This is a genomic window from Sphingomonas aquatilis (genome assembly GCF_014196115.1).
GTDB classification, from domain to species: domain Bacteria; phylum Pseudomonadota; class Alphaproteobacteria; order Sphingomonadales; family Sphingomonadaceae; genus Sphingomonas; species Sphingomonas aquatilis.
In genome coordinates this window covers 106,980-131,120 of the sequence record NZ_JACIDB010000007.1, presented here as the reverse complement: position 1 = coordinate 131,120, position 24,141 = coordinate 106,980, and the positions used below count along the sequence as shown (strand labels likewise).

24 protein-coding genes and 1 tRNA gene are annotated in these 24,141 nt (G+C 67.1%); 13 read left to right on the top strand and 12 right to left on the bottom strand.

Going from position 1 to position 24,141, the window contains the following annotated elements:
• Positions 1-31: 31 nt before the first annotated feature.
• Positions 32-772, bottom strand: a complete 741-nt coding sequence (locus tag GGR47_RS14665; RefSeq protein WP_063685662.1) for a queuosine precursor transporter — start codon at positions 770-772, stop codon at positions 32-34.
• Positions 773-830: 58 nt separating this feature from the next.
• On the opposite strand from GGR47_RS14665, the gene GGR47_RS14660 reads away from it, so the two are divergent.
• From GGR47_RS14660 to GGR47_RS14650, 3 genes are all read left to right on the top strand, one after another.
• Positions 831-907, top strand: a tRNA-Arg gene (locus GGR47_RS14660).
• Between the two features lie 222 nt (positions 908-1,129).
• Complete coding sequence (locus tag GGR47_RS14655; protein WP_231292033.1) at positions 1,130-1,402, top strand: ArsR/SmtB family transcription factor; 273 nt, start codon at positions 1,130-1,132, stop codon at positions 1,400-1,402.
• Between the two features lie 4 nt (positions 1,403-1,406).
• A complete protein-coding gene (locus tag GGR47_RS14650) occupies positions 1,407-1,577 on the top strand; it encodes a metallothionein (RefSeq protein ID WP_017979425.1) in 171 nt (56 codons plus the stop codon).
• Between the two features lie 194 nt (positions 1,578-1,771).
• On the opposite strand, the gene purQ is transcribed toward GGR47_RS14650, so the two are convergent.
• The 4 genes from purQ to GGR47_RS14630 form a co-directional block, all read right to left on the bottom strand.
• The gene (gene purQ, locus GGR47_RS14645) at positions 1,772-2,440 is read right to left on the bottom strand and encodes a phosphoribosylformylglycinamidine synthase subunit PurQ (RefSeq protein WP_147037232.1); all 669 of its coding nucleotides are present in this window, start codon (positions 2,438-2,440) and stop codon (positions 1,772-1,774) included.
• A gap of 1 nt (position 2,441) precedes the next feature.
• The gene (gene purS, locus GGR47_RS14640; RefSeq protein WP_017979423.1) at positions 2,442-2,672 is read right to left on the bottom strand and encodes a phosphoribosylformylglycinamidine synthase subunit PurS; all 231 of its coding nucleotides are present in this window, start codon (positions 2,670-2,672) and stop codon (positions 2,442-2,444) included.
• 3 nt (positions 2,673-2,675) lie between these two features.
• Entirely contained in the window at positions 2,676-3,455 is a 780-nt protein-coding gene (purC, locus tag GGR47_RS14635; protein WP_043060658.1) for a phosphoribosylaminoimidazolesuccinocarboxamide synthase, read from the bottom strand.
• Between the two features lie 117 nt (positions 3,456-3,572).
• Positions 3,573-4,412, bottom strand: coding sequence for a hypothetical protein (locus tag GGR47_RS14630; RefSeq protein ID WP_183949576.1), 840 nt, complete (start codon positions 4,410-4,412; stop codon positions 3,573-3,575).
• 101 nt (positions 4,413-4,513) lie between these two features.
• Between GGR47_RS14630 and GGR47_RS14625 the strand changes: the two genes are divergently transcribed.
• The 3 genes from GGR47_RS14625 (at position 4,514) to GGR47_RS14615 (ending at position 7,837) form a co-directional block, all read left to right on the top strand.
• On the top strand, positions 4,514-5,224 hold the full coding sequence (locus tag GGR47_RS14625; RefSeq protein WP_147036357.1) for a DUF2490 domain-containing protein: 711 nt from the start codon (positions 4,514-4,516) through the stop codon (positions 5,222-5,224).
• The gene (locus GGR47_RS14620; protein WP_147036358.1) at positions 5,224-6,963 is read left to right on the top strand and encodes a chloride channel protein; all 1,740 of its coding nucleotides are present in this window, start codon (positions 5,224-5,226) and stop codon (positions 6,961-6,963) included. The genes GGR47_RS14625 and GGR47_RS14620 overlap by 1 nt, the downstream gene beginning before the upstream one ends.
• Positions 6,964-7,048: 85 nt before the next feature.
• On the top strand, positions 7,049-7,837 hold the full coding sequence (locus tag GGR47_RS14615; protein ID WP_147036359.1) for a hypothetical protein: 789 nt from the start codon (positions 7,049-7,051) through the stop codon (positions 7,835-7,837).
• Here GGR47_RS14615 and kynU read toward each other — a convergent pair.
• Positions 7,834-9,048: a kynureninase gene (gene kynU, locus GGR47_RS14610; protein ID WP_147036360.1), complete on the bottom strand. Its 1,215-nt coding sequence runs from the start codon at positions 9,046-9,048 to the stop codon at positions 7,834-7,836. The two genes, GGR47_RS14615 and kynU, sit on opposite strands and share 4 nt — an antisense overlap.
• A complete protein-coding gene (locus GGR47_RS14605) occupies positions 9,045-9,890 on the bottom strand; it encodes an alpha/beta hydrolase (RefSeq protein WP_147036361.1) in 846 nt (281 codons plus the stop codon). The genes kynU and GGR47_RS14605 overlap by 4 nt, the downstream gene beginning before the upstream one ends.
• 90 nt (positions 9,891-9,980) lie before the next feature.
• Here GGR47_RS14605 and parC point away from each other — a divergent pair, with 90 nt between their 5' ends.
• From parC to GGR47_RS14590, 3 genes are all read left to right on the top strand, one after another.
• Positions 9,981-12,233: a DNA topoisomerase IV subunit A gene (gene parC / locus GGR47_RS14600; protein ID WP_147036362.1), complete on the top strand. Its 2,253-nt coding sequence runs from the start codon at positions 9,981-9,983 to the stop codon at positions 12,231-12,233.
• A gap of 368 nt (positions 12,234-12,601) precedes the next feature.
• Positions 12,602-15,721: a TonB-dependent receptor domain-containing protein gene (locus GGR47_RS14595; protein WP_147036363.1), complete on the top strand. Its 3,120-nt coding sequence runs from the start codon at positions 12,602-12,604 to the stop codon at positions 15,719-15,721.
• Positions 15,722-15,817: 96 nt separating this feature from the next.
• Positions 15,818-17,512 carry a putative bifunctional diguanylate cyclase/phosphodiesterase gene (locus GGR47_RS14590; RefSeq protein ID WP_147036364.1) on the top strand — a complete coding sequence of 565 codons (1,695 nt, stop codon included), beginning with the start codon at positions 15,818-15,820 and terminating at the stop codon, positions 17,510-17,512.
• On the opposite strand, the gene GGR47_RS14585 is transcribed toward GGR47_RS14590, so the two are convergent.
• The 4 genes from GGR47_RS14585 to GGR47_RS14570 are packed head-to-tail and all read right to left on the bottom strand — an operon-like array spanning position 17,428 to position 20,355.
• The gene (locus tag GGR47_RS14585) at positions 17,428-18,642 is read right to left on the bottom strand and encodes a CCA tRNA nucleotidyltransferase (RefSeq protein WP_147036365.1); all 1,215 of its coding nucleotides are present in this window, start codon (positions 18,640-18,642) and stop codon (positions 17,428-17,430) included. The genes GGR47_RS14590 and GGR47_RS14585 overlap by 85 nt on opposite strands.
• On the bottom strand, positions 18,633-19,229 hold the full coding sequence (locus GGR47_RS14580; RefSeq protein WP_147036366.1) for a CoA pyrophosphatase: 597 nt from the start codon (positions 19,227-19,229) through the stop codon (positions 18,633-18,635). Before GGR47_RS14580 ends, GGR47_RS14585 begins: the two co-directional genes overlap by 10 nt.
• The gene (locus GGR47_RS14575; RefSeq protein ID WP_167509746.1) at positions 19,226-19,789 is read right to left on the bottom strand and encodes a DUF1285 domain-containing protein; all 564 of its coding nucleotides are present in this window, start codon (positions 19,787-19,789) and stop codon (positions 19,226-19,228) included. Before GGR47_RS14575 ends, GGR47_RS14580 begins: the two co-directional genes overlap by 4 nt.
• A 41-nt stretch (positions 19,790-19,830) precedes the next feature.
• Positions 19,831-20,355, bottom strand: coding sequence for a GNAT family N-acetyltransferase (locus GGR47_RS14570; RefSeq protein ID WP_147036368.1), 525 nt, complete (start codon positions 20,353-20,355; stop codon positions 19,831-19,833).
• Between the two features lie 131 nt (positions 20,356-20,486).
• On the opposite strand from GGR47_RS14570, the gene GGR47_RS14565 reads away from it, so the two are divergent.
• The gene (locus tag GGR47_RS14565; RefSeq protein WP_017979410.1) at positions 20,487-20,858 is read left to right on the top strand and encodes a dihydroneopterin aldolase; all 372 of its coding nucleotides are present in this window, start codon (positions 20,487-20,489) and stop codon (positions 20,856-20,858) included.
• Positions 20,859-20,876: 18 nt separating this feature from the next.
• On the opposite strand, the gene GGR47_RS14560 is transcribed toward GGR47_RS14565, so the two are convergent.
• A complete protein-coding gene (locus GGR47_RS14560) occupies positions 20,877-21,686 on the bottom strand; it encodes a hypothetical protein (RefSeq protein ID WP_147036371.1) in 810 nt (269 codons plus the stop codon).
• Positions 21,687-21,987: 301 nt separating this feature from the next.
• Here GGR47_RS14560 and GGR47_RS14555 point away from each other — a divergent pair, with 301 nt between their 5' ends.
• The 3 genes from GGR47_RS14555 (at position 21,988) to GGR47_RS14545 (ending at position 24,141) form a co-directional block, all read left to right on the top strand.
• Positions 21,988-22,662: an energy transducer TonB gene (locus GGR47_RS14555; protein WP_017979408.1), complete on the top strand. Its 675-nt coding sequence runs from the start codon at positions 21,988-21,990 to the stop codon at positions 22,660-22,662.
• A gap of 86 nt (positions 22,663-22,748) precedes the next feature.
• A complete protein-coding gene (locus tag GGR47_RS14550; RefSeq protein WP_017979407.1) occupies positions 22,749-23,540 on the top strand; it encodes a MotA/TolQ/ExbB proton channel family protein in 792 nt (263 codons plus the stop codon).
• Between the two features lie 124 nt (positions 23,541-23,664).
• The gene (locus tag GGR47_RS14545; RefSeq protein ID WP_024310304.1) at positions 23,665-24,141 is read left to right on the top strand and encodes an ExbD/TolR family protein; all 477 of its coding nucleotides are present in this window, start codon (positions 23,665-23,667) and stop codon (positions 24,139-24,141) included.

Below are 24,141 nucleotides of genomic sequence, written 5' to 3'. Positions count from 1 at the left end.
CGCGATCACCCCTGCGAGGTGCGGCGGTCGATCAGACCCGCGCGCGGAATGGCGTGAAGTCCGTACCCCGGTCGAACACGTCGACGCCCTCGGCCCGTTTCAGCGCGCCCACGACGACATAGGTCAGCGGCGTCAGCACCACCTCCCACGCCACTTTCAGCGCCCATTGCGTGAACAATACGGTGACGACCAGCTGGGGCGTGAAGCCCTCGGCGCCCAAGAAGGCGACGGGATAGAAGATCAGGCTGTCCACGCCTTCGCCCAAGATGGTCGAGCCGATCGTACGGGTCCACAGATGCTTGCCGCCGGTCCACACCTTCATCCGCGCCATGACATAGCTGTTGACGAACTCGCCCGCCCAGAAGGCGAGAACGCTCGCCAGCACGATCCGCGGCACCTGGCCGAAGATGACGGCATAGGCCGCCTGGTTGCCCCAGGACGGCGCCGGGGGCAGGGCGACGACCACCCAGCTCATGAACGCCATGAACACGACCGCCGCGGTGCCCGCCCAGATCACGCGGCGCGCGCGGGCATAGCCATAGACTTCGGTCAGCACGTCGCCGATCACGTAGCTGACCGGAAAGAACAGGATGCCGGCGCCGAACGGCCATGGTCCGATGCCGGGCAGCGTCACCTGCGCGACCTTGCCCGCGCCGATCACGTTCGACAGCAACAGGATCGCGACGAACGCCGCCATCACGAAATCATAATAGCGAAACGCCTGCCCCGGCAGCGCGCTCGCATCGACCGCCCGTTCGTGCCCCGTATCCATGGCGGCGCACTCTATGGCTTTTCCCGGCCCACGCAACGCGCTACCGGGGCTGCCTTGCGCGCCCGTAGTTCAACTGGATAGAGCACGAGCCTTCTAAGCTTGGAGTTGCAGGTTCGAATCCTGCCGGGCGCGCCATTTTAGAACAGACCTGCGAACCGGCAAGGCCGGCTTTACGCTTGAGGCGGTTACGGGCTGCTCGATGCGGCCCTGAGCTGCGGCTGTCCTAGCAAAACGCCGCCGCCGACTGCTCCGGCCATCCGCATCGCGGCTTGACATATATCAACACATGAACATATTAGGATGTGTTCATGTGTTGAAGGATGTATGACAGCGGACGAGAGCACACAGCTAGCCGAATTGTTCCGACTGTTGGGCGAACCGAACCGGCTGCGGCTGGTTGCGGCATGCCTCGACGGGCCGCGTACGGTCGGCGATCTGACGGCAGAGGTTGGCATCAGTCAGAGCCTGGTGTCGCAGCATCTTCGGCTGCTGCGCGCAGGGCGCTTGCTGAAGCAGGAGCGTAGCGGGCGGAACGTCTTCTACGATCTGCCCGACTGCCACGTGCGCACCATGCTCACCAACATGATGGACCACGTATTGGAACCCGAAGACCACATTCACGAGGAATAGGATCATGAGCGTCAACGTCGACATGGTGAAGTGCGCCTGCACGGACTGCGTTTGCATCGTCAGCCCGGAAGGCGCCGTGCAGGCCGAAGGCCGCGCCTATTGCAGCGACAATTGCGCCAACCACCACGCGCAGTCGGCCGGCTGCGACCACGCCGGTTGCCCCTGCCACGGCTGATTGGGAGAGGGGGCGGGTGGCCGCCCCCTTGACCCTCTTCCTGCGGTGATCGGCGCAGGCTTGGGAACAGCGTTAGAGTTCCAAAAATTCGATCATTCGAGGAAACAGTCCGCAATCCGGACGGCTGACGAGCGTCCCGCTCTCCCGACGACGCTGCTCTTTGGCATTTGGGCGGTGGTGAGCCCGTAACGGAATTACGCGCCGATCGTTTCCAGCACGCCTTCGAACAGGCGGCGGCCGTCGGTGCCGCCGTGCGCCGATTCGATCTTGCGTTCGGGGTGGGGCATCATGCCGAGCACGTTACCGGCAGCGTTGAGGATGCCGGCGATGTTGCGCGCGGAGCCGTTGACGGCCTCGCCATAGCGGAAGGCAACGCGGCCTTCGCCCTCGAGGCGGTCGAGCGTGTCGGCGTCGGCGAAATAATTGCCGTCGTGGTGCGCGACGGGCACGCGGATCGTCTCGCCCGCGTCATAACGGCTGGTGAAGGCCGATTGCGCATTCTCAACGATCAATGCGACGTCGCGGCAGACGAAGTTGAGGCCGGCGTTGCGCATCAGCGCGCCGGGCAGCAGGCCGGCTTCGGTCAGCACCTGAAAGCCGTTGCACACGCCGAGCACGGGCAGGCCTTTGCCCGCCTGTTCCACGACGGCCTGCATGATCGGCGAGCGAGCGGCGATCGCGCCGGAGCGCAGGTAATCCCCGTAAGAGAAGCCACCGGGCACGGCGACCAGGCCGACGCCATCGGGCAGTGCCGTGTCGGCGTGCCAGACCATCGCGGGCTTGGTGCCGGTCACCGCCTCCAGCGCGACGGCGAGGTCGCGGTCGCAGTTCGATCCCGGAAAGACGATGACGGCGGTCTTCATCTTAAACGCGCTCCACCCGGAAGTTCTCGATGACGGTGTTGGCGAGCAGCTGGCGGCACATGCCGTCGATCGCTTCGTCGGTCGTCGTATCGGCGACTTCGAGTTCGAACATCTTGCCGGCGCGCACGTCCTCGACGCCAGCGAAGCCGAGCGACCCGAGGGCATGATGGATGGCGCGGCCTTGGGGGTCTAGAACGCCGGGCTTAAGGGTCACGAAAATGCGGAGTTTCATCGGTTACTTGCCCCGGCGCTTGCGGTGGGAATCGAGGTCGAGCACGGCGCTGTCCTCGCCTTCGGGCATCAGGCCCAGACGGCGCGCGACCTCCTGATAGGCCTCCGCCTCGCCGCCCAGGTCGCGGCGGAAGCGATCCTTGTCGAGCTTCTCGTTCGATTCCATGTCCCACAGGCGGCAACCATCGGGGCTGATCTCGTCCGCCAGGATGATGCGGCCGTAGTCATTGTCCCAGATGCGGCCGAATTCGAGCTTGAAGTCGACCAGACGGATACCGATCCCGGCGAACAGGCCGGTCAGGAAGTCGTTCACGCGGATCGCGAGGTCGGCGATGTCGTGCATTTCGTCCTGGCTGGCCCAGCCGAACGCGGCGATATGTTCGTCGGAGATCATCGGATCGCCGAGCGCATCGTCCTTGTAATAATATTCGATGATCGTGCGGGGCAGCTTGGTGCCCTCTTCGATCCCGAGGCGCTTCGACAGCGAGCCCGCCGCGACGTTCCGCACGACGACCTCGATCGGGACGATCTCGACCTGACGGATCAACTGCTCGCGCATGTTGAGGCGGCGGATGAAGTGCGTCGGCACGCCAATCGCGTCGAGCAGCGTGAAGACATGCTCGGAGATGCGGTTGTTCAGCACGCCCTTGCCGCTGATCGTGCCCTTTTTCTGGGCGTTGAACGCGGTGGCATCGTCCTTGAAATACTGGATCAGCGTGCCGGGCTCGGGGCCCTCGTACAGGATCTTGGCCTTGCCCTCGTAGATCTGGCGGCGGCGAGCCATGCGCGACTTCCCCTGAAAGTAGGCAGCCCCGGCGGCGCGGGTGAGCCGCGCGCCGGGGCCGGAATGGGCGGGCCTATAGGGGAAGGGGGCGGGAGGTGCAATCGCGCAAGGGACGCCTCAGTCGTCCGCCTGCCGCCGCCAGCGCGCGACGGGCCTGCGCATCCGCCGCCACAGCAGCAGGCCGATGACGAAGACGATCGCCGGCGGGCCGAAGATCGCGACGATTCCGAGCAACACGGCGAGCGTGACCTGACCCGACGCGACCATGGTGTCGAGGGCACTGGTGAGCGGCGCGCTGGTGTCGAAGCCGCGGACGGCATCACCCGATTCATAGTCGAAGGTCATGGGCGTGCGGGCGAGGCTGGCGCGATTGTCCGCAGCGGTCGCGGCGGCATCGCGCGCGGCGGTCGCCGCGGCGGCGCGCTGGCGTTGCAGTTCGGCGCGTTCTTCCGCGCCCGCGCCGCTGCGGGCCAGTGCCGCGTCGGCGCGGGCGACCGCCGCGGCGGCTTCGGCCTGGGTGCCGCCGGCGCGTTCGATCGCTTCGGCGGCGTCGGTGCCGGTAATCTCGGCGCTGACCAGCGTACCCTTCGCGTCCTGTACGATGTCGATGCCACGCTTGCCGAAGGCACGGGCGATCGCAGGGTCGAGTTTGAAGTGTAGGCTGCCGCGAATGTCATTCTCGCCGACGACGCGATAGTCCATGCCGGTGATGCGGCAGCGTGCGATCCCCAGCTTTTCACAGGTGCTGGCATGCGCTTCCTGCACGGCGGCAATGGCGCGGGGCGGTAGGCGGAAGCCGTACCGATAATTGAATGCGACACCCGGCGCTGCGGTGACGGCGATGCCGGGGGCACCCGCGGTGTCGGACGCGGCGGGAGCGTCCGTATTGTCCGGGGCCTTGCTGCACCCCGCGAGCATGGCGATGGCGATACACACGGCTGTACCAGATGCGCGCATAGTGGCGATCCTCCCCCTCTGATGCGATACACCATCTGCCTGGTAGGATTTGCCGTCAAGATGGTCATGACATCGGCCCCATCATCGCCTAAGCGCCGCCGATGTTGCCGCAGCGCGTCCACTTTCGATCATTGTATGTCGTGACGGCCTGTGCGTACCTGGCCGCCGCCAGTCCCGCGGCCGCGCAGCAGCAGGATGCGCAGCTGTGGACGCAGGTGAACACCAACGTGCCGCTGACCGACGAACTGCGCGTGACGCTGGAGCAGATTGCCCGGTTCAGCGATCGTCAGGATGGACTGTATCAGACCGAGTTCGGCGCGCTGCTGGGGCTGAAGGTGACGAAGCAGCTCGAACTCGGCTTCGGCTACCGCAAGGTCGGTGCGCATAACGGCAACACCGGCGCGAACGAGGATCGCATCCGCCAGCAGGTGGTGGGCACGTTCGGACCGGTGGTGACGCGGTTCCGGGTCGACGAACGCTTCAACCCGCGCGGGCCCGGCGTCGGCATCCGCATCCGGCCGCTGGTGCGCTACAATCACAAGTTGCGCCCCAAGGGCTGGGCGCTGTTCGTCAGCCACGAAAGCTTCTACCTGCCCAATTCCACCGGCTGGGGACAGCGCAGCGGGTATGAGCGCATGCGCAATATCGCCGGCGTCGTGGTGCCGATCGGCAAGCGGATGAGTATGGACGTCGGCTATCTCAACCAGTTTCGCCCCGGACGCACCAACGCGCGGGCGCAGATGGACCATGCGCTGACGATGCAGCTGACGATCAATCTGCGCGGCTTCGCCTTTCCGAACGTCAACGACTGATGACGCTGGTGCGCAGCGTGTCGTCCTGGGTGCGGCGGCGGGCGCGCGCGAGCGAGGCGGTGCTGATCGGGCTGGCGGTCGTGGTCGGCGGTGTCGCCGGACTGCTCAGCGTCGTACAGGGCGCGATCGCGCGGACGTTGCAGCATTGGCTGTTCGCGCTGCCGAACGGCGGGCGGCTGAGCGCGGCGGAGCATCTGGCGCCGCTCGCGCTGCTGGCGCTGCCGATGGGCGGCCTGGCGCTCGTCGGCTTTTCCTGGATGACGCGCGCGCGGACCCGACGGATGATCGACGCGGTCGAGGCGAATGCGCTGCATGGCGGGCGGATGTCGTTGACCGATAGCCTCGTCATCTCGGGACAGACGATCCTGTCCAACGGCTTCGGCGCCTCGGTGGGGCTGGAGGCGGCCTATGCGCAGCTGGGCGCGGTGATGGCATCGATCGCCGGCATGCGGCTGCGCCTGCGGCGCGGCGACCTGCGCGTGCTGGTGGGCGCGGGGACGGGCGCTGCGATTGCTGGCGCGTTCGGGGCACCGCTGGCGGGCGCCTTCTATGCGTTCGAGATCGTGATCGGGGCTTATACGCCCGCCGCCATCGCGCCGGTCGCGGCGGCATCGTTGTCGGGCGTGCTCGTGGCGCAGGCGTTCGGCGCGCAACCCTATCTGGTCAGCGCCAGCGCGGGCGAGGCGGTGGCGACGCATCATTACTTGATCTACGCCGGACTGGGCGCGATCGCCGCGCTGGTCGGCGTCGCGCTGATGCGCAGCGTCGCCGAGATGGAGGCGCTGACCCGGCGGCTGCCGATCCCGTCGGCGTGGCGACCGGTATTGGGCGGAGTGCTGCTGATCCCGCTCGCGCTGCTGACGCCGCAGGTGCTGTCGGCGGGGCATGGCGCGCTGCACCTCGACCTGGAATATGGTTTGCCGCTGACCTTCATCGCGGCGGTATTCGTGATGAAATGCGCAGGCTCGATCGTGTCGCTGGGCTTCGGCTTTCGCGGCGGCTTGTTCTTCGCGTCGCTGTTCCTCGGCAGTCTGCTGGGGCATCTGTTTGCCGGACTGCTGGCGCTCGCGGCGGGGCAGGCGGTGGTCGATCCGCAGAATGCCGCGCTCGTCGGCATGGCGGCGCTCGCCGTAGCCGTGGTGGGCGGGCCGATGACGATGGCGATGCTGGTGCTGGAGGCGACGCATGACGTGCCGCTTGCCGCGGCGAGCCTGGCCGCGGTGCTCGTCGCCTCGACGATCGTGCGCGAGACGTTCGGCTATTCCTTCTCGACCTGGCGGCTGCATTTGCGTGGCGAGACGATCAAGAGCGCGCGCGATGTCGGCTGGATGCGGACGCTGACCGCAGGGCGGATGATGCGCCGCGTGGAGCGGGCGACACCGGCAGATATCAGCGTTGCCGAGTTCCGGCGGACGTTTCCGCTCGGGTCGACCAGTCGCGTCGTACTGGCCGATGCCGACGATCGCTACGCCGGGATCGTGCAGACCGCGCGCGCCTATGGCGAGGAGGCGGCGGTCGACGCACCCGTCGGCAGTCTCGCGATCCATCGCGACCTCGCCTTGCCACCCGACGCGGACATCAAGGCGGTGATGGCGGCGTTCGACGCGGCAGGCGCGGACGAGCTGGCGGTGGTGGGCGAGGAGGCGCGGGTGCTCGGCATCCTCTCCGAACCGTATGTGCGCCGCCGCTATGCCGAGGAGCTCGACAAGGCGCAACGCGAGCTGTTTGGCGAGGATTGAGCGGCGCAGGCCGGCCCCCATGCGGTCCGCTTGCCGCCGATGGCAGCGCGGGTTACCTCTGATGCCGAAGGCAGGGGAGGGGACGATGGTATCCGGATCGTGGCGCGCGATCGTGAGTGTCGGGTTGGTGCTCAGCCTCGTCTGCGGCGCCGAAGCGCGGGACATACCCGTGCCCGGATCCAAACCGACCACGATCGTGCCGGATACGCTGCCCTTCGCTTTTGCCGGGGACCCGACGATCCGGCAGCGTGTCGGTCGCGACGAGCCCTTCGTCGAGGGGGACATCGCCTATGGCTATCAGGGCCATCTGGTGACCCCGCTGTTACGTGGGAAGGACGTTGTCGCGCCTGCCGGGGCACCGGCCTATGGCGTGCCGATGATGACGCCCAGCGGACAGCTGCATCTCGTTTGGTGCGCGGTCACCCGCAAACCCGACAAGCCGCGCCGGGATGCGGTGTGCATGTTTGATCCGGGGCTCGGCTCGAGCGCGAACGACAGTCTGATGATGACATCTGCCTTCGTCTTCGACCACGATCTGCATGGCGGCGGGGAGATCGCGCCGGGCGACTTCGACCTGGGTGGCACGGCGCATGTCCGATATTTCATCCAGAACCTGGGTAAGATCGCGCGGGTCAAGGCGCAGATCACGATCGGCGACGTCGTCGTCAATCAATGGGGCTATGTATTCGGCGATATCCTGCGCGGCAGCCAGCCTGACGAGCGTCTGTTCTCGGTGGGCGGCGGGACGATCGGCGTCATGCCCGATCCCGCGGCAAAGGATCGCTACGTCGTGCGCATCGTGACGTCGCCCAAGGCGGGCGGGGCGGTCCCGCTCGCCGAAGTGCGCAACGATGCGCACGCGACGGGGCATTAGGTCACGACGTTTCGCGTCGCATAGGCGGGGTCGCGCCAGCTTTCGTCGGCGATCACCTGGGCGAGGGTTTCGCCGGCCTGCCACACGTCTTCGTGGCTGAGGTATAGCGGCGTCAGGCCTAGCCGCAGCACGTCGGGTGCGCGGAAGTCGCCGATGACGCCGCGGGCGATCAGCGCCTGCGTCAGTTCGTAGGCGTGGGGCGCACGGAAGCTGATGTGACTGCCGCGTTTCGCCGGGTCGGTAAGGCTGACGCATTCCAGGCCTGCGGCGGTGCCGGCGGCGTGGAGGATGTCGAACAGCGCGGCGCTCTTCGCTGCGACCGCCTGCTGGTCGATGTCGGCCCATAGGCCGAGCGCGGCCTCCAGGCTGGCCATGGCGAGGATCGAGGGCGTGCCGACCAGCCAGCGGCGCATCCCCTCGGCCGGGCGATAGGCGTCTTGGAAGGCGAAGGGCTCGGCATGGCCCATCCAGCCGCTGACCGGGTTGGCGAGCGCGGCCTGCAGGCGCTCGGCGACGTAGAGGAAGGCGGGGGCACCGGGGCCGCCGTTCAGATATTTGTAGGTGCAGCCGACCGCGAGGTCGACATGCGCGGCGGTGACGTCGAGCGGGACGGCGCCGACGCTGTGGCTGAAGTCCCAGAGCATCAGCGCGCCGGCGGCATGGGCGCGCGCGGTCCAGTCGCCGAGGTCGAAGCGATCGGCGGTCTTGTAGTGGACGTGGGTGAGGAGGAGCAGCGCGGTATCGTCGTCGAGCGCGTCGGCAAGCTGGTCACGCGCCACCACCTTGAGGCGCGCGCCGGCGACGCAGCCGACCGCGCCTTCGGCGATATGCAGGTCGGTGGGGAAGTTACCGGCTTCGCTCACCACGGTGCGGCGCTTGGGATCGTGGCGCAGCGCGGCGACGATCGCCTTGAACAGGTGGGTCGAGGTGGTGTCGCCGACGATCACCTCGTGCGGCTGTGCGCCGATCAGCGGGGCGATCAGGCCACCGAGGCGCTGCGGCGCGTCGATCCAGCCCTCGTTCCAGCTGCGGATCAGCCGTTCGCCCCATTGCCGCTGCACTGTGTCGGCGAGCGCGGGAGTGACGGCGCGGGGCAGAACGCCAAGCGAATTGCCGTCGAGGTAGATCACGCCCTCCGGCAGCGCGAAGGCGTCGCGGTAGCGGGCGAGCGGATCGGCGGCGTCGAGGGCGCGGGCCTGGTCGCGGGTCATGCGGGTTCCTTTGCGAGGGCGGCGAGGATGAGCGCGCGGGTGGCGGCCCAGGCAGCGGTGCCGGGGGCGATCAGCGCGACATGCCCGGTGTCGGGGATGGTGTGGAGGTCGACGGGGTCGCCCGCGGCTTGCGCCTGCGCCACATAGTCGGTGGCGAGGCGATAGGGGACGATCACGTCCTCGCGCCCGTTGACGAGGATTTGCCGCACGCCGATCGGCAGCAGCGGGGGGATCGACGTATCGGCGAACGGGTGCGGGCGGTTACCGACCAGTTGCGCGATGACGTCCGTGCCGCAGCCGTTATCCGGGCTGGCGGCGACGGCGGCGAGGTCGGGCAGGCCGCCGAGGCTGATGACCTTTGCGATCGGCAGCGGATCGGTGCTGGAAAGCGGGCTGTCTGCCGGCAGGCGGTGCCGCGCGGCGAGCCAGAGCGCGAGGTGGCCGCCAGCCGAATGGCCGACCGCGATCATGCGGGTGAGGTCGAGCGCATGGGCCCGCGCCTCCTCGCGCAGTTGGTCGGCGGCGGCGGCAACGTCGCGGAACGTGCCGGGATAACCGCCGCCCTCGCGATCGACGCCGCGATAGTCGATGTTCCACACCGCGACGCCCGCCTCGCGCAGGTCGGCGGCGACCCAGTCCATCAGGCGACGGTCGGCGATCTCCGTCTGCCAGCAGCCGCCATGAACCATCAGGACGACGGGATGTGGACCGTCCGCGGCGGGGCGCCACAGGTCGATCACCTGCAGCGAGTCCGCGCCGTAAGGGATTGTCGCATCAGGCGTCTGGCGCGGGCGGTCGGTCAGGTCGGGCCAGGTGAGGGCGGCATCGTAGGAAGCTGGCATCGACCGGGCGCTACCGCATCACTTGCCTCCGCGCCACCCGCCCTGCCGATCCGGTTGGATCGTGGGCCGTCCCCTGCTATCGTTCCCGATATGGCCACCGATTTTCAGGACTCTCCGGTGGGCGTGCTCGACGCGCCCTTCGATACCGCGCTGTCGGACCGCTACCTCGTCTATGCGCTGTCGACGATCACCGCGCGCTCGCTGCCCGACGTGCGCGACGGCCTGAAGCCGGTGCATCGGCGGTTGCTGTGGGCGATGCGGCTGCTGAAGCTCGATCCCGCGCAAGGCTATAAGAAATGCGCGCGCGTCGTCGGCGACGTGATCGGCAAGTATCACCCGCACGGCGACCAGTCGGTCTATGACGCGATGGTCCGCCTCGCCCAGGATTTCGCGCTGCGGTATCCTTTGGTCGACGGGCAGGGCAATTTCGGCAACATCGATGGCGATAACGCCGCCGCCTATCGATACACCGAGGCGCGGCTGACGCAGGTCGCGATCGACCTGATGGACGGGCTGGACGAAGACGCCGTCGCCTATCGCCCGACCTATAATGGCGAGGAGCAGGAGCCCGAACTGTTTCCGGGCCTGTTCCCCAATCTGCTCGCCAATGGCGCCGCCGGGATCGCGGTCGGCATGGCGACCAGCATCCCGCCGCACAACGCCGCCGAGCTGCTGGATGCGGCCATGATGCTGGTCGACAAGCCCGATTGCCCCGACGCCGCGGTGCTCGACTATGTGAAGGGGCCGGACTTTCCGACCGGCGGCATCGTCGTCGATCCGCCAGCGGTGATCGCGGAGAGCTACGCCACGGGACGCGGCAGTTTCCGTGTCCGTGCGCGCTGGGACATCGAGCGCGAGAAGGGCGGCGGCTGGCAGATCGTCGTCAGCCAGATCCCTTATGGCGTGCAGAAGGGCAAGTTGATCGAACAGATCGCCGGTCTGATCAACGACAAGAAATTCCCGATCCTGGCCGACGTGCGCGACGAATCGGATGCCGAGATCCGCGTCGTGCTCGAGCCGCGCAGCCGCACCGTCGACCCGCAGGTGCTGATGGACGGGCTGTTCCGCTTTTCGGACCTCGAAACGCGCATCAGCCTCAATCTCAACGTGCTCGACAAGGAGCGGACGCCGCGCGTCATGTCGCTGGGCGGGGCGCTGAAGGCGTGGGTGGAGCATCAGTTCGTCGTGCTCGATCGGCGCACGCGGCATCGGCTGGGCAAGATCGCCGACCGGATCGAACTGCTTGACGGCTATCTGATCGCCTATCTCAACCTCGACCGGGTGATCGAGATCATCCGCACCGAGGACGAGCCGAAACAGGTGATGATCGCGGAATTCAGCCTGACCGACCGGCAGGCCGAGGCGATCCTCAACATGCGGCTGCGCAGTCTGCGGCGGCTGGAGGAGTTCGAAATCCGCGGCGAGCGCGACAAGCTCGACAAGGAGCGGGCCGAGCTGGAAGGGCTGCTCGCCGATCCCGCCAAGCAGAAGCGGCGGATGAAGCGCGACCTGAAGAAGATCCGCGATCGCTACGGCCCGGATACGGCGCTGGGCGCGCGGCGGACGGGCATCGAGGAAGCGGCGCCGACGCGTGACATCCCGCTGGAAGCGATGATCGAGCGTGAGCCGATCACCGTCATCCTGTCGCAGCGCGGCTGGATCCGCGCGATGAAGGGACATGTCGACCTTGCCGCCTCAGATACGCTGAAGTTCAAGGAAGGGGACGGCCCCGCCTTCGCCTTCCACGCGCAGACGACGGACAAATTGTTGCTCGCGGCGGAGAATGGGCGGTTCTACACGCTGGCGGCCGACAAATTGCCGGGCGGTCGCGGCTTCGGCGAGCCGGTGCGCGCGATGATCGACCTCGACGGGTCGGTCGGCGTGGCGGCCTTCCTCAATGCGCGCGCGCAGGAGCAATTGCTGATCGCGGCGACCGACGGGCGCGGCTTCCGCGTGCCGGTGGCGGACGTGATCGCCGAGACGCGCAAGGGCAAGACAGTGATGACGCCGCGCGTCGGGCAGAAACTGCTGGTCGTGCGGCCGGTGGTGCCCAACGCGGATTACATCGCGGCGATCGGCGACAACCGGAAGTTCCTGGTCTTCCCGATCGCCGAGCTGCCGGTGATGACGCGCGGGCAGGGGGTGCAGATCCAGCGCTTCCGCGAAGGCAGCCTGTCCGACGCGACGACCTTCGTCTTCGCCGAGGGCATGAGCTGGCCGATGGGCGGCGACACGGGACGCACCCGGACGGAAAGCGACCTGTCGCTGTGGCGCACCGCGCGCGGTGCCGCGGGGCGGACACCGCCGACCGGCTTCCCCCGCGACAATCGCTTCGGGGGCTGAAGGGGGCGTTCCCCCACCGTATCGTCATTGCAGCGTAGCGAAGCCATCTAAGGCGTCTTGGTCCTGCTCTGGATTGCTTCGCTGCGCTCGCAATGACGGAGTTGATGAGGCGAACCCCGCTCATTCCGCTGAACGATTGATGAACAGTGGAAGCGCTGCTGTCATTACCGGCAAATAAAAGGACTGTGCTAAAAATAGCACTTCCATTCGAGCAAGGTAAGGCGTTGAAAGTCGGTGGGTTTTTCAGGCATAATAATGGACTGCAACACTGACGTAATCTGCTCGTCATCTAGTGAAAAATTTGTAATTTGAGCGATGTTACAGCGCTGTGACAGCGCTCGCGTCAGGAAAACAAAAGGGATCCTGTCGTGTTCACCAAAACCCTGCTCTCCACCACGAGCCTGTCGGCGTGCCTGATCTCCGCTGCGATGATCGCCACGCCTGCCCTGGCCCAGACCACCGATGCCACCGCCTCCACGCCTGCGCAGGCGGCGCCCACGCCGACGTCCTCCGGCGCAAAAAGTGACGACATCGTCGTCACCGGATCGCGCATTCGGCGCCCCTCGATCGACAATGCCCAGCCGACCAACGTCATCGATTCGAAGCTGCTCGACGATCGCGGCTATGCCAATGTCGCCGATGCGATCAACCAGCTGCCGGGTTTTGCGGTGCCGGACAGCTCGTCGCTGGGCAACCAAGGCAACGGGTTCGGCGTCGGCCAGAGCTTCGTCAACCTGTACGGCCTGGGCTCGCAGCGCACGCTGACGCTGGTCAACGGCCGGCGCTTCGTTGGTGCGAATGCCTCGACCGTCTTTTCGTCGGCGGGCGGCGGCGGGCAGGTCGACCTGAACACGATCCCGACCAAACTCATCGAGCGCGTCGACACCGTGTCGATCGGCGGCGCCCCCATCTATGGTTCGGACGCGATCGCCGGTACGGTCAACATCATCCTGAAGCACGATTACGAAGGCATCGACCTCGACGGGCAGGCGGGGATCAGCCAGCGCGGTGACCTCGGCAACCAGCGCGTCCGTGCGCTGGTCGGCAAGAACTTCGCGGGCGGTCGCGGCAACATCACCGTCGATGCGGAATATAATCACGACGACGGCCTGCTTGGCAGCCAGCGCAGCGTGATCGCCCAGCAGTCGGGCTTCATTACGCCGTTCGATCCGAGCAATCCGACACAGCCGCTGGCGAATGCGCCCTATCAGAAGGTGCTCGTGCAGAACGTGCGCACCTTCCTGGGTGAGCCGGGCGGCAATCCCTATTTCCTCGATCGCGGTACGCTGGGGAAGACGCGCAGCATCACAGACGCCAACGGCAACCTGCTGCGCTTCGCGCCCGACGGCACGCTGGTGCCGTTCAACACCGGGCAGGTGACGACCGATCCGACGACGTTCCTCGGCGGCGATGCGCTCGACATGGCGAACATCACCAATCTGCGCGTCAACGACAATCGCTTCAACGCGACGGCGCTGCTCAACTACCAGCTGACCGACTCGGTGAAGGCCTATGGTGAGGCTTGGTATTCGCGCAGCAACGCGACCAACCTCGCCGGCCAGCCGGTCTATAACACCGCCTTCTTCCGCCAGGCGGCACCGGGCGCCTTCGACATCAACGGCAACTACATCATGAAGGTGGGCAACCCCTTCCTGAACCCGCAGGCCAAGGCGATCATCGTCCAGAACCTGCTGGCGAACGGCCTGCCGGCGAGCGACAACGACGTCTTCTATCTGGGCCGGGCAAATACGGACCTCGTCACCGGCGTGTCGCGGCTGGAGCAGGACATGTACCGCTTCGTCGGCGGCTTCACCGGCGACTTCCAGGCGCTGGGCCACAAATGGACCTGGGATGCCTCGGCCAATTACGGGCGGACGAGCGGCACGTCGCTGATCCCCAGCCTGGTCGAGCCGAATCTGCGCCGCGCGCTGAACGTGGGCACCGATGCCAATGGCAATATCGTCTGCGCGGCGTTCAATCCCGATCCCAATGATCCCACGGCGCCGCCCAACACGCCGCAATATAACGGCACGATTTCGCAGACCTGCGCACCGCTCAATCTGTTCGGTAACGGAGCGCCGACGCAGGCCGCCCGCGATTACGTGACGACGATGGCACGGACTCAATCGATCACCAGCCAGCGCGACTTCCTGGCGACGCTGACGGGGGCGCTGGCGACGCTGCCCGGGGGCGATCTGGGCGTGTCGGTAGGGTATGAGAACCGGCGCGAATATTCGCGCTTCTCGCCGGATGCCTATTACACGCAGGCGCTGGGCCGTTCGATCCCGATCCTAGGTGTCGAAGGCAGCTACGTCACCAACGAGGTGTTCGGGGAAATGCGCGCGCCGCTGATCGGGCCGAACCAGCATATCCCGCTGGTCCATGAGTTGGAGGTGAATGCGGCGGGCCGCTACGTCCACAATTCGGCCAATGGTGGTGCCTTCACCTGGACGGCGGGCGGACGCTGGGCGCCGGTGGCAGGCTTCGCGATCCGCGGCAATTACACTCGCGCGATCCGGGCACCGTCGATCACCGAGCTGTTCGCGGCGAACCAGCCTGCCTATGACGGCGGCTACGATCCGTGCGATCAGAGCAATGTGAGCGCCGGACCCAATCCGGCAGTGCGGGCGAAGAACTGCGCGGCGGCGGGCGTTCCGGCGAACTTCAGCTCGCTGATCAATTCGGCGACCGTGCCGGTCACGATTATTGGCAACCGCAACCTGCAGAACGAAAAGTCGTCGTCCTGGACCGTCGGCGGCGTATTCGATCCCGCTTTCCTGCACGGGCTGACGCTGTCGGCGGATTATATCAGCATCGATCTGCGCAACGTCATCACCGCCTCGTCGGCGACGTCGGTGTTGAAGGGGTGCTACGACTCGACCAGCTATCCGAACAACTTCTACTGTGGGCTGATCACCCGCGGCACCGGTCCGGACAATCTGGGGCAGGTGACGGCGCTGCAGGAGCCGTACGTCAACCAGGGCGCGCTGGTGTTCCGGGCGATCGAGGCGACCCTGGCCTATCCGATGACGCTGCCGGGTTCGATCGGTCGGCTGACGGTGCAGGCGAGCTATCAGCACGTCATCAAGCAATATGCCGTCATCAGCGCCGACAGCGGTATCCAGAACGAACGCGGGCAGCTGAGCCTCGGCAATTTCGTCGACCGGGCCAACCTGAACGCGACGCTCGACAGCGGCAACGTAGCCTGGTTCAACCAGATCCTGTACACCGGACCGGCCGTGTTCGATCCGACCGAGCAGCCCGGAACGCGCGACGTGATGGGGGTGGGCAGCTATGTGATGTGGAATACGGGCGTCGTGATCCACGCCACGCCGCGCTTCGATTTCCGCATCAACGTCAACAACGTCACCGATCGCAATATTCCCTATGCGGCGGCGGCAACGACGGGCGGGTCTTCGGCGGCGAACGTGTATTATGACGCGCTGGCGGGACGCTCGTTCCTGTTCGGCGCGGCGATCCACCTGTAAACGGCGTGCGCGGCCCTCGCCCGATCGGGCGGGGGCCGCGTAAACGTCTGGCCGACTTTCAGATCGCTTTAACGAACGCCGGTTATGGACGGGACTATGGCTACCGCCTCGTCCGATCTGGTGCCCCCGTTTTCCGCCGCGCAGGAGATGCTCGAGCGGGATCTCGAGCTGATTCCGATCCCCGCGGTGCAGGTGGCGCGCGAGGGCGATGCCTTTGGCTTCCTCTCGATGAACCGGGCCTACCGACTCGCGGGACTGGGCGTGGTGGCGGATCGGTCGCCGATGCTCGCGCTGCTGGCGAGTCGGATCGACGCGTTCCTTCGATCGACCGAGATGCGCACCGATTTCGACTGGTCGATCGGGCAGGTGATCGATTCGCGCTATTACCGCGTGACCTTCGCACGGCCGACGCCGGCGCTGCGCGATCGATGCCAGATTTCCTTCATCGACCTGACGGCGCAGGTCCACACCGAACGCTCGCTACGCCGTGAGATGACCACGGATAGCCTGACCGGCCTGCCCAATCGCGAAGGGTTCGGCGATGCGATCGAGACGGCGCAGAAGGATCAGGGGCGGTGTGCGGTGCTGGTCATCGACCTGGACCGATTCGGGCGGCTGAATGCGTGCCTTGGCGGCCTTGCCGGTGATGAGCTGCTCATTACCGTTGCGCGCCGGATCAAGGGGGCGCTGCGCGCGCGTGACGTGCTGGCGCGGATCGGTGGCGACGAATTCGGGATCCTGATGGGGATCGACGACGATCAGGCGGAGGCGACCTGGCTCGCAGAGCGTATCCAGCGCGTGCTGACGGCGCCGTTCCGCCTGAGCGATTACGAGATCGGCATCGAATGTTCGGTCGGCATCGCGCATGCCGACGAGAGCGTCGAAGATGCCGAGGAGCTGATCCGCAACGCGCAATTCGCCGCCAAGCGCGCCAAGTCGGGGTTGCAGGTCGAAAGCTATCAGACCCAGGCCTTTACGCAGGCACGCGAGCAGTTCGCGATGGAGACCGCGCTGCGTCGCGCGATCGAGGAGCGCCAGCTACGCCTCGCCTTCCAGCCGATCTGCGACCTGTCGAGCGGTGCGATCGTCTCGTTCGAGGCGCTGGCGCGCTGGCGCGACCCGCACGGCGTCGAGCATGATCCGGGTGCCTTCATCCCGGTCGCCGAGGAATCGGGGCTGATCGTGCCGCTGGGGCGCTGGGCGATCGAGGAAGCGGCGCGCACGCTGCGCTGGTGGGACGAGGAATGCGGCGGCTCGTGCGGCATGCGCCTCGCGGTCAACCTGTCGGCGATCCAGATGCAGCGCGACGATATCGCTCCTGTCGTCGAGGCGGCGTTGATCCGCCACGATCTGACGGGCGACCGCCTCGTGCTGGAACTGACCGAGAGCGCGATCGTCAGCGATCCCGATCGTATCGCGGGGATCATGCACGCGCTGAAATCGCTCGGGTGTACGCTGGCGATGGACGATTTCGGCACGGGCTATTCGAACCTCGCCTACCTCCAGAAGCTGCCGATCGACATTTTGAAGATCGACCGCAGCTTCGTGACGGGCATGCTGACCGACCGCGACAAGATCGCGATCGTCCGCGCTGTGCTCAGCCTGGCGCAGGCGCTCGGCATGCGCACGACCGCGGAGGGCATCGAGAGCAACGATCTGGCGCAGACGCTCGCGGCGCTGGGTTGCACCTATGGCCAGGGTTATCTTTACGCGCGTCCGCTCGAGGCCGTCGATGCGCTGTCGACGATCCGGGCGGCGAGGGCGTCCTCGACCGCCGCATCGGCGATCTGATCGACGCGATCGGCTGGGGGAAAGCCCTCGGCGATCCAGCGCGTTTCGATGGCGCGCAAGACTGCGGCGACCTGCGGTCCTTTCGACAGCCCCCGTGCCACCAACGCACCGCCACCGATCGGCAAAGCGGGTGACGTCCACTCGTGCAACGCCGACACGTCTTCGCCGGCCAGCAACAGGCGGTCGATCGCGCTCGCCATGCCGACGCGATAGGCGAGCGCGCGGGGCCCTTCGTCGCCCGGACCCTGCGTTGCCGCGCAAAGGCGCTTGCGGTCGGCGTTCGACAGCTTGAGGCGCGCGCCGACGCTTTCCGCCGCGGCGGGCGGGATCAGCGTCGCCAGTCGGCGGATCGCATCAGGCGCGATGCCAGCCGCCGCCTCGCGCTCCGCCAGTTCGGCAAGCGGCGCGGCATCGACGATCTCGGGCAGGACCGCGCGGAAGATGCCGTGGTCGATCATGAGCGCGACGACGCGCACCGCCTGCGCCGCAACGAGCAGCTTGAGCAGTTCGGACGCGATCCGTTCGCGCGACAACGCCATCAGGTCGTTGGCGCGGGCGCTGCAGGCCGCAAGGCCCTCCGCGTCGGGCGTGTCGCCGAAGCGGGCGTGGAAGCGGAAGAAGCGCAGGATGCGCAGATGATCCTCGGCGATGCGGCGATAGGGATCGCCGATGAAGCGCACGACGCGAGCCTCCAGATCGGCGAGGCCGCCGACCGAATCGAACACTGCGCCCGTAACGGGATCGGCGTAGAGTGCGTTCATCGTGAAGTCGCGGCGTGCGGCATCTTCGTCCCACGCGTCCGTGAACGCGACGACCGCGTGGCGCCCGTCGGTGCTGACGTCATGACGCAGCGTCGTCACCTCGATCGGGCCGGACGGGAGGACGGCGGTGACGGTGCCATGGGCGATGCCGGTGGGGACGGCGCGGATACCGGCGGCCTTCAGGCGGGCAAGCACATCGTCGGGCAACAGCCGCGTCGCGAGATCGACGTCGGCAGGGTCGAGTCCCAATAGCGTATCGCGCACCACGCCGCCGACGAGCCGGGTCTGGTCCGGACCGCCCAACGCCTCGATCAGCGCCGCAAAGCCTTCGCGCGCCGCAAGCCGGTCGAGGTTCAGGGTCACGCCCATGCGAGCTGCCGTGACAGATTGACCAGCATCGCTGCGGTCGCGCCCCAGATCCGGCGATCCTGCCAGCGGATTTCGTAAAAATGCCGCGTCTGTCCGCGCCATTCGGCGCTCGCCTCCACCTGCTGCGCCGGGTCGAGCAGATGATGGAGCGGGACTTCGAAGACGCTGGCGACCTCCGCCTCGCTCGGCACCAGCGGCACGTCGGCGGGGACGACGCCGAGCACTGGCGTGACGGCGAAGCCGGTGACGGTGCGATAGGGCGCGATGCTGCCGACGACGTGAACGAGGCCGCGGGGCAGCGCGACCTCCTCTTCCGCCTCGCGCAGCGCGGCGGTCACCGGGTCTTCGCCCGGATCGAGGCGGCCGCCGGGGAAGGCGACCTGGCCTGCGTGATTGCGGAGCGTGTCGGTGCGCTGGGTGAGGATCACGCCGGGGCGGGGGCGGTCGGTCACCGCGATCAGGACCGCGGCGGGCGTCAGATCGGCGTCGCTGCGCGTTTCGAGATCGCGATGATCGCCCGTCAGCAGCGCAGGCTGCGCGGCCCGCCCCGTGTCGAGGGCGGCAGCCAGCCGCGCGGCGAGGCTCACGCGGTCATGTCCAGCGGGAAGAAGGCGCCATCGCTCCAGACGCCAGGGCGTTCCGGGTCAGCAAGCGCGCGCTCGGCGAGGTCGTAATAGACCGGCCGCGCGACGAGCGCCTCCAGTCCGCCGCGGACGTGGAGGTAGGGGCGCGGGCCGTCCTCGCTCGTGGCGAAGCGCAGCGGATGGTCCGGGCCGGCCTTTACGAGATCGCCAGTGTTCAGCCGGAAGGCGAGGCGACTGTCGGGGCCGTTGCCGTCGGCCTTCATTTCGACCGCGACGAAGGGGGCGTCCTCGACCGCAATGTCGAGCTTCTCGACCGGCGTGACGAGCACGTACCGGCCATCGTCTTCGCGGCGCAGGATGGTGGAAAACAGGCGCACCATCGTCTGGCGGCCGATCGGCGACCCCTGATGAAACCAGGTGCCGTCGCGCGCGATGCGCATCTCGCTGTCGCCGCAATGTGCGGGGTTCCACTGTTCGACCGGCGGCAGGCGCCGTTGTTCGACCAGGGTGGCGATCTCGGCTAGGCTGAGACCGGCGAGATCGGGAAGCTCCTCCATCGGCATGGGGGGCGAGGTAGGGGCTGGCAGGCGCGACGTAAAGCGGGTCAGGCGTTTGCGTGCGCCGCTGGCGAGGTGATCGGTCCCAGCATGCCATCGATGGCAGGCACATCGGCACCGCGCGCGAGCAGACGGTGGCGTTCGACCGGGCCGGGCAGGCGCCAGCCGGCGGTGCGCGATGCGTCGAAGCCGAAGAAGCGCGTATAATATTCCGGGTCGCCGATCAGCATCAGCGCGCGATCGAGGCCATGCTCCGCCGCCGCGTCGAGCGCCTGCGTCATGAGGCGGCGGCCGATGCCATCGCGCTGCCGCCCCGGCTCGACCGCGACCGGACCGATCATGGTCAGACGGTGACCGACGCCATCGTCACCGGTCAGCAGGACGGGCCAGCACTGGATCGAGCCGATCAGCGTGCCGTCTTCCACCGCGGCGACGCTGAGCGCGGGCACTGCGGCGGCGGCGCCACGCACCTTATAAGCGGTACGCCCGTGACGGTCGGTGCCGAACGCACGGTCGAGCAGCGCCTCGACGGCGGCGCCATCGATATCAGCCAGCGGCACGAAAGCGATCACGGGCAGGGGTCCTTCACGCCCGACAGCGGGCGGCGGCGCGCATGACGCGCGCGGGGGCGGATGGCAAGCGGAATGCGCAAGGATCGCACCGCCCTCGCGTCCGGCGAGCAGGCTTGCTAGAGGCGCCGCCCATGCAAGACCGTCTTCAGCTGCAGGTCCATGACCTCGAAGTCCAGGTGCTCACCGGCATCTATTCGGAAGAAACGCACCTGCCGCAGCCGCTGCGCATCGACCTGACCGTCGACCTGCGCTGCCCGGATCATTTCGCGCCCGATACGCCGCTGTCGGCGTCGAAAAACTATCTCGATCTGAAACATGCGGCGACCACCGCTTTGCCCGAAGGGTTGCACTTCACGCTGATCGAGGCGGTCGCGGACCATATCTGCGAGACGCTGTTCCTCGCCGACGAGCGTGTGCTGCGCGTCGAGGTGAAGATCGTGAAACTCGCCATCGCCGAGGCGGGCGAATCGATCGGGGTCACGCTGGTCCGTCACCGTCGGTAAACGGCGGCGCGGGCCGGATCAGCGCAGCGTGCGCGTCCGGCCGCAGGGGCCGAGCTGTTCCAGGACGAAACGATAGTCCTGCCGCGCGAGCTCCGCATTGGCGGGATCGAGCGAGGCCGTGCTGCGATCGGGTAGCGCAGCGGGCAGGGCGCAGGCCAGACGATACCAGAGCAACGTATCGCGTGCCGGCGGTGCAGCGGCCTCGTCGACGATCTCCGACAGCGCGACCGCCCAGCGCGGCTGCTCGCCGGGCCGGCGGAGCACCGTCAGCGAGACGGGCGCACCGTTCGCAGTGGTCAGGAACACCTGCGTCTCGCCTTCGCCGGGCAGCGCGCCGGGTACGTGGAAGGCGTTGCCGATGCCGGTGACGACGGGCGGCGCATCGGCGGCGACGAGGCTTTGTGCGATCGCGCGGACACGCTGGTCTTCGGTTGGGGACCAGGGAATCTGTGCATCGGGCGCGACGAGCTGGATCTGATTCGGCGTGCCCGGCACGCTCCGCCCGAACAGCAGGACGCGCAGTTTCTTGAGCTTTGGCTGGCGGCCTGCCGAATCGGGCGCCACATCAAGCAGATAACCGATTCGCGGTGGCAATCCGCCTGCGCCGCGCACCAGCGCGACCAGATCGGCCTCGACATAATAGCGTGTCATGCCCGGCGCGACGCCGGCCGAATCGGCGCCCTTCAGCTTCAGGGCCGAGCGGATCGTGGCGTCCGCGATGATTGGCGACGCGATCACCAGATCGGCGATGTCGGCATAGGGCGGCGCGGCTTGCGCGCCGATGCCGGGTGAGGCGCTTGTGGCCGAAACCGCGGAATTCTGCGGCATTTGTGCGGCAATAAGGGGGCTGGATACGGCCGAGGCGAGGCAGGCGAGCAGGGCGGCCGGCCGACGGTGAAAGGCGCTGATCATGGCGGTAGCGCTAGCCCAGCGCGCCTGAACGATACAGAAATAATTCTGTCGCGAAGCGATTGTACGTTTGTTGCGTCCGACAAAGCGTTTGCGCGGCGGGGAACGGGGCGATAGGACTGACGGCACTGCCATATCCGGCGCAGCCGGGGCAGTGGCCTACGCGTGTCCTTCCCCCAGGCGCCGCGAGGACCACGAGATTAGGGAGTGTCGTTGCTGAATGGCCTATGCTGACCAGAAGATGTCCGGTGGCAAGATGGTCGCGATTTTCATCGTCGTGCTCATCCATGCGGCGCTGGGCTATGCCTTCGTCACCGGGCTCGCGTACCAATACGTGAAGAAGGCCCAAGAAAAGCTTAATACGTTCGACGTCGAGGAGCCGCCGCCCCCGCCGCCGGACGAACCGCCGCCCCCTCCGCCCGATACGCCGATGACGCCGCCGCCCGTGGTGTCGCCGCCGCCGATCGTGCAGAATCCGAATCCGCCGCCCGTGGTGATCCAGACGGTCACGACGCCGCCGCCGGCCGTCAATCTGACGCCGATCGCAGCGCCGCCGGCCCCGCCTGCTCCCCCTGCGCCGCCGGCCCCGCCGGTCGTCAGCAAGGCTGCGGGTGCGAAGGGTGACCCGTCGGCGTGGATCACGAACGACGACTATCCGCCCAGCTCGCTTCGCAACAACGAAGAGGGCACTAGTGTGATCGCCTGGACGATCAGCACCGCTGGCCGGGTGGAGAATTGCCGGACGACTTCGTCCAGCGGCTCGTCGGCTCTCGATCGTGCAGCCTGTGCGGCGATCACACGGCGGGGACGCTATACCCCGGCGCAGGACGCCAGCGGTAACCCGATCGCCACGACGCAGACCCGGCGCGTGGTCTGGAAGATCCCGAAGGAATGATGCGGCCCGCCCGTTATCCGGAATAGGCCGGACGACGGGCGGATCCTCCCCGAACTTCTACACCGTTTGACAAGGATTTAACCCAAATGCTCACCACCATTCTCGCGGCCGGCGGCACCGCGGCAGCCGAAAACCAGTTCGGCCTGCAGGCCGCTCTGAAGGAAGGCGGCCTCATCTCGCAGTCGGTCTTCACGATCCTCGTGCTGATGTCGATCGTCTCCTTCTACATCCTGTTCTCGAAGCTGTTCGAGCAGCAGAAGATCATGAACCAGGCGAAGCGCGTTCGTCAGGGCTTCTGGCAGTCGAGCAACCTGCGTGAAGGCGCGGCCAAGCTCGAGAAGAACTCGGCCTACAAGCAGCTCGTCGACGACGGCCTGCAGGCGCAGGACCAGCACGCCAAGCTGACCGATCCGGTCGAAGCGCACGACTGGCTGCACGGTTCGCTCGCCCGCTCGGAAGCGGCGATCAACTCGAAGCTGGGTGGCGGTCTCGCCTTCCTCGCGACCGTCGGCGCGACCGCACCGTTCATCGGTCTGTTCGGCACCGTGGTCGGCATCTACCGCGCGCTGATCAAGATCGGCGCGTCGGGCGATCCCTCGATCGACAAGGTCGCAGGCCCCGTCGGTGAGGCGCTCATCATGACCGCGCTCGGCCTGGTCGTCGCGGTTCCGGCCGTGCTCGCCTACAACTGGCTGCAGCGCCGCAACAAGTCGATCGCGGAAGACCTGTCGGCCTTCTCGAACGACGTGCTGGGCTTCCTCGCTTCGAACGGCGCCGTGAAGCCGACGATCGCAGGTGCCGCTTCGAAGGCGCCGGTGAAGCCGGTTGCCGCGACCACGACCGCCGGCCAGGCCGGTGGCGTGCAGACGCGCCCGTAAGCGACGAGGCTGCGGGATGTGCCGGCATCGGCCCATCCCGCAACCCGCCGGCGCCGGTGCCCGTGGCTTCGTCCACTGCGGCAGATGGCGTCCGGCCATAAGGAATGGATAGGATAGCTCGCACATGGCGATGAGCACTGGAGGAGGAGGCTCCTCCGAGAAACCGATGTCGGACATCAACACCACGCCACTCGTGGACGTGATGCTGGTGCTCCTCATCATCTTCCTGATCGCCGTTCCGGTGGCGATCCAGACGGTCAAGGGCATCGTTCTGCCCAAGGTCCGTTTCGATCCGACGACGACGAAGCCCGAAAACGTGCTGCTGTCGGTGACGAGCGGCCCGGACGGCAACTGCCTCGTCTATTGGGGCACGTCGCCGATCACCAGCAAGGACCTGCTGACCCGCGCGGTCGACAAGCTGAAGCTGGAGATCGAACGCCAGGGCGGAGCGGGTAACCCGAACCTCGAACTGCCCGAAGTCCATATCCGCGGCGACGTCAACACGCCCTACAAGTGCATCGGCGGCACCATCTACACGATGCAGCAGGCAGGCTTCGCCAAGGTCGGCTTCATCTCGCAGCCGCCACCCGCGGGTGGCTGA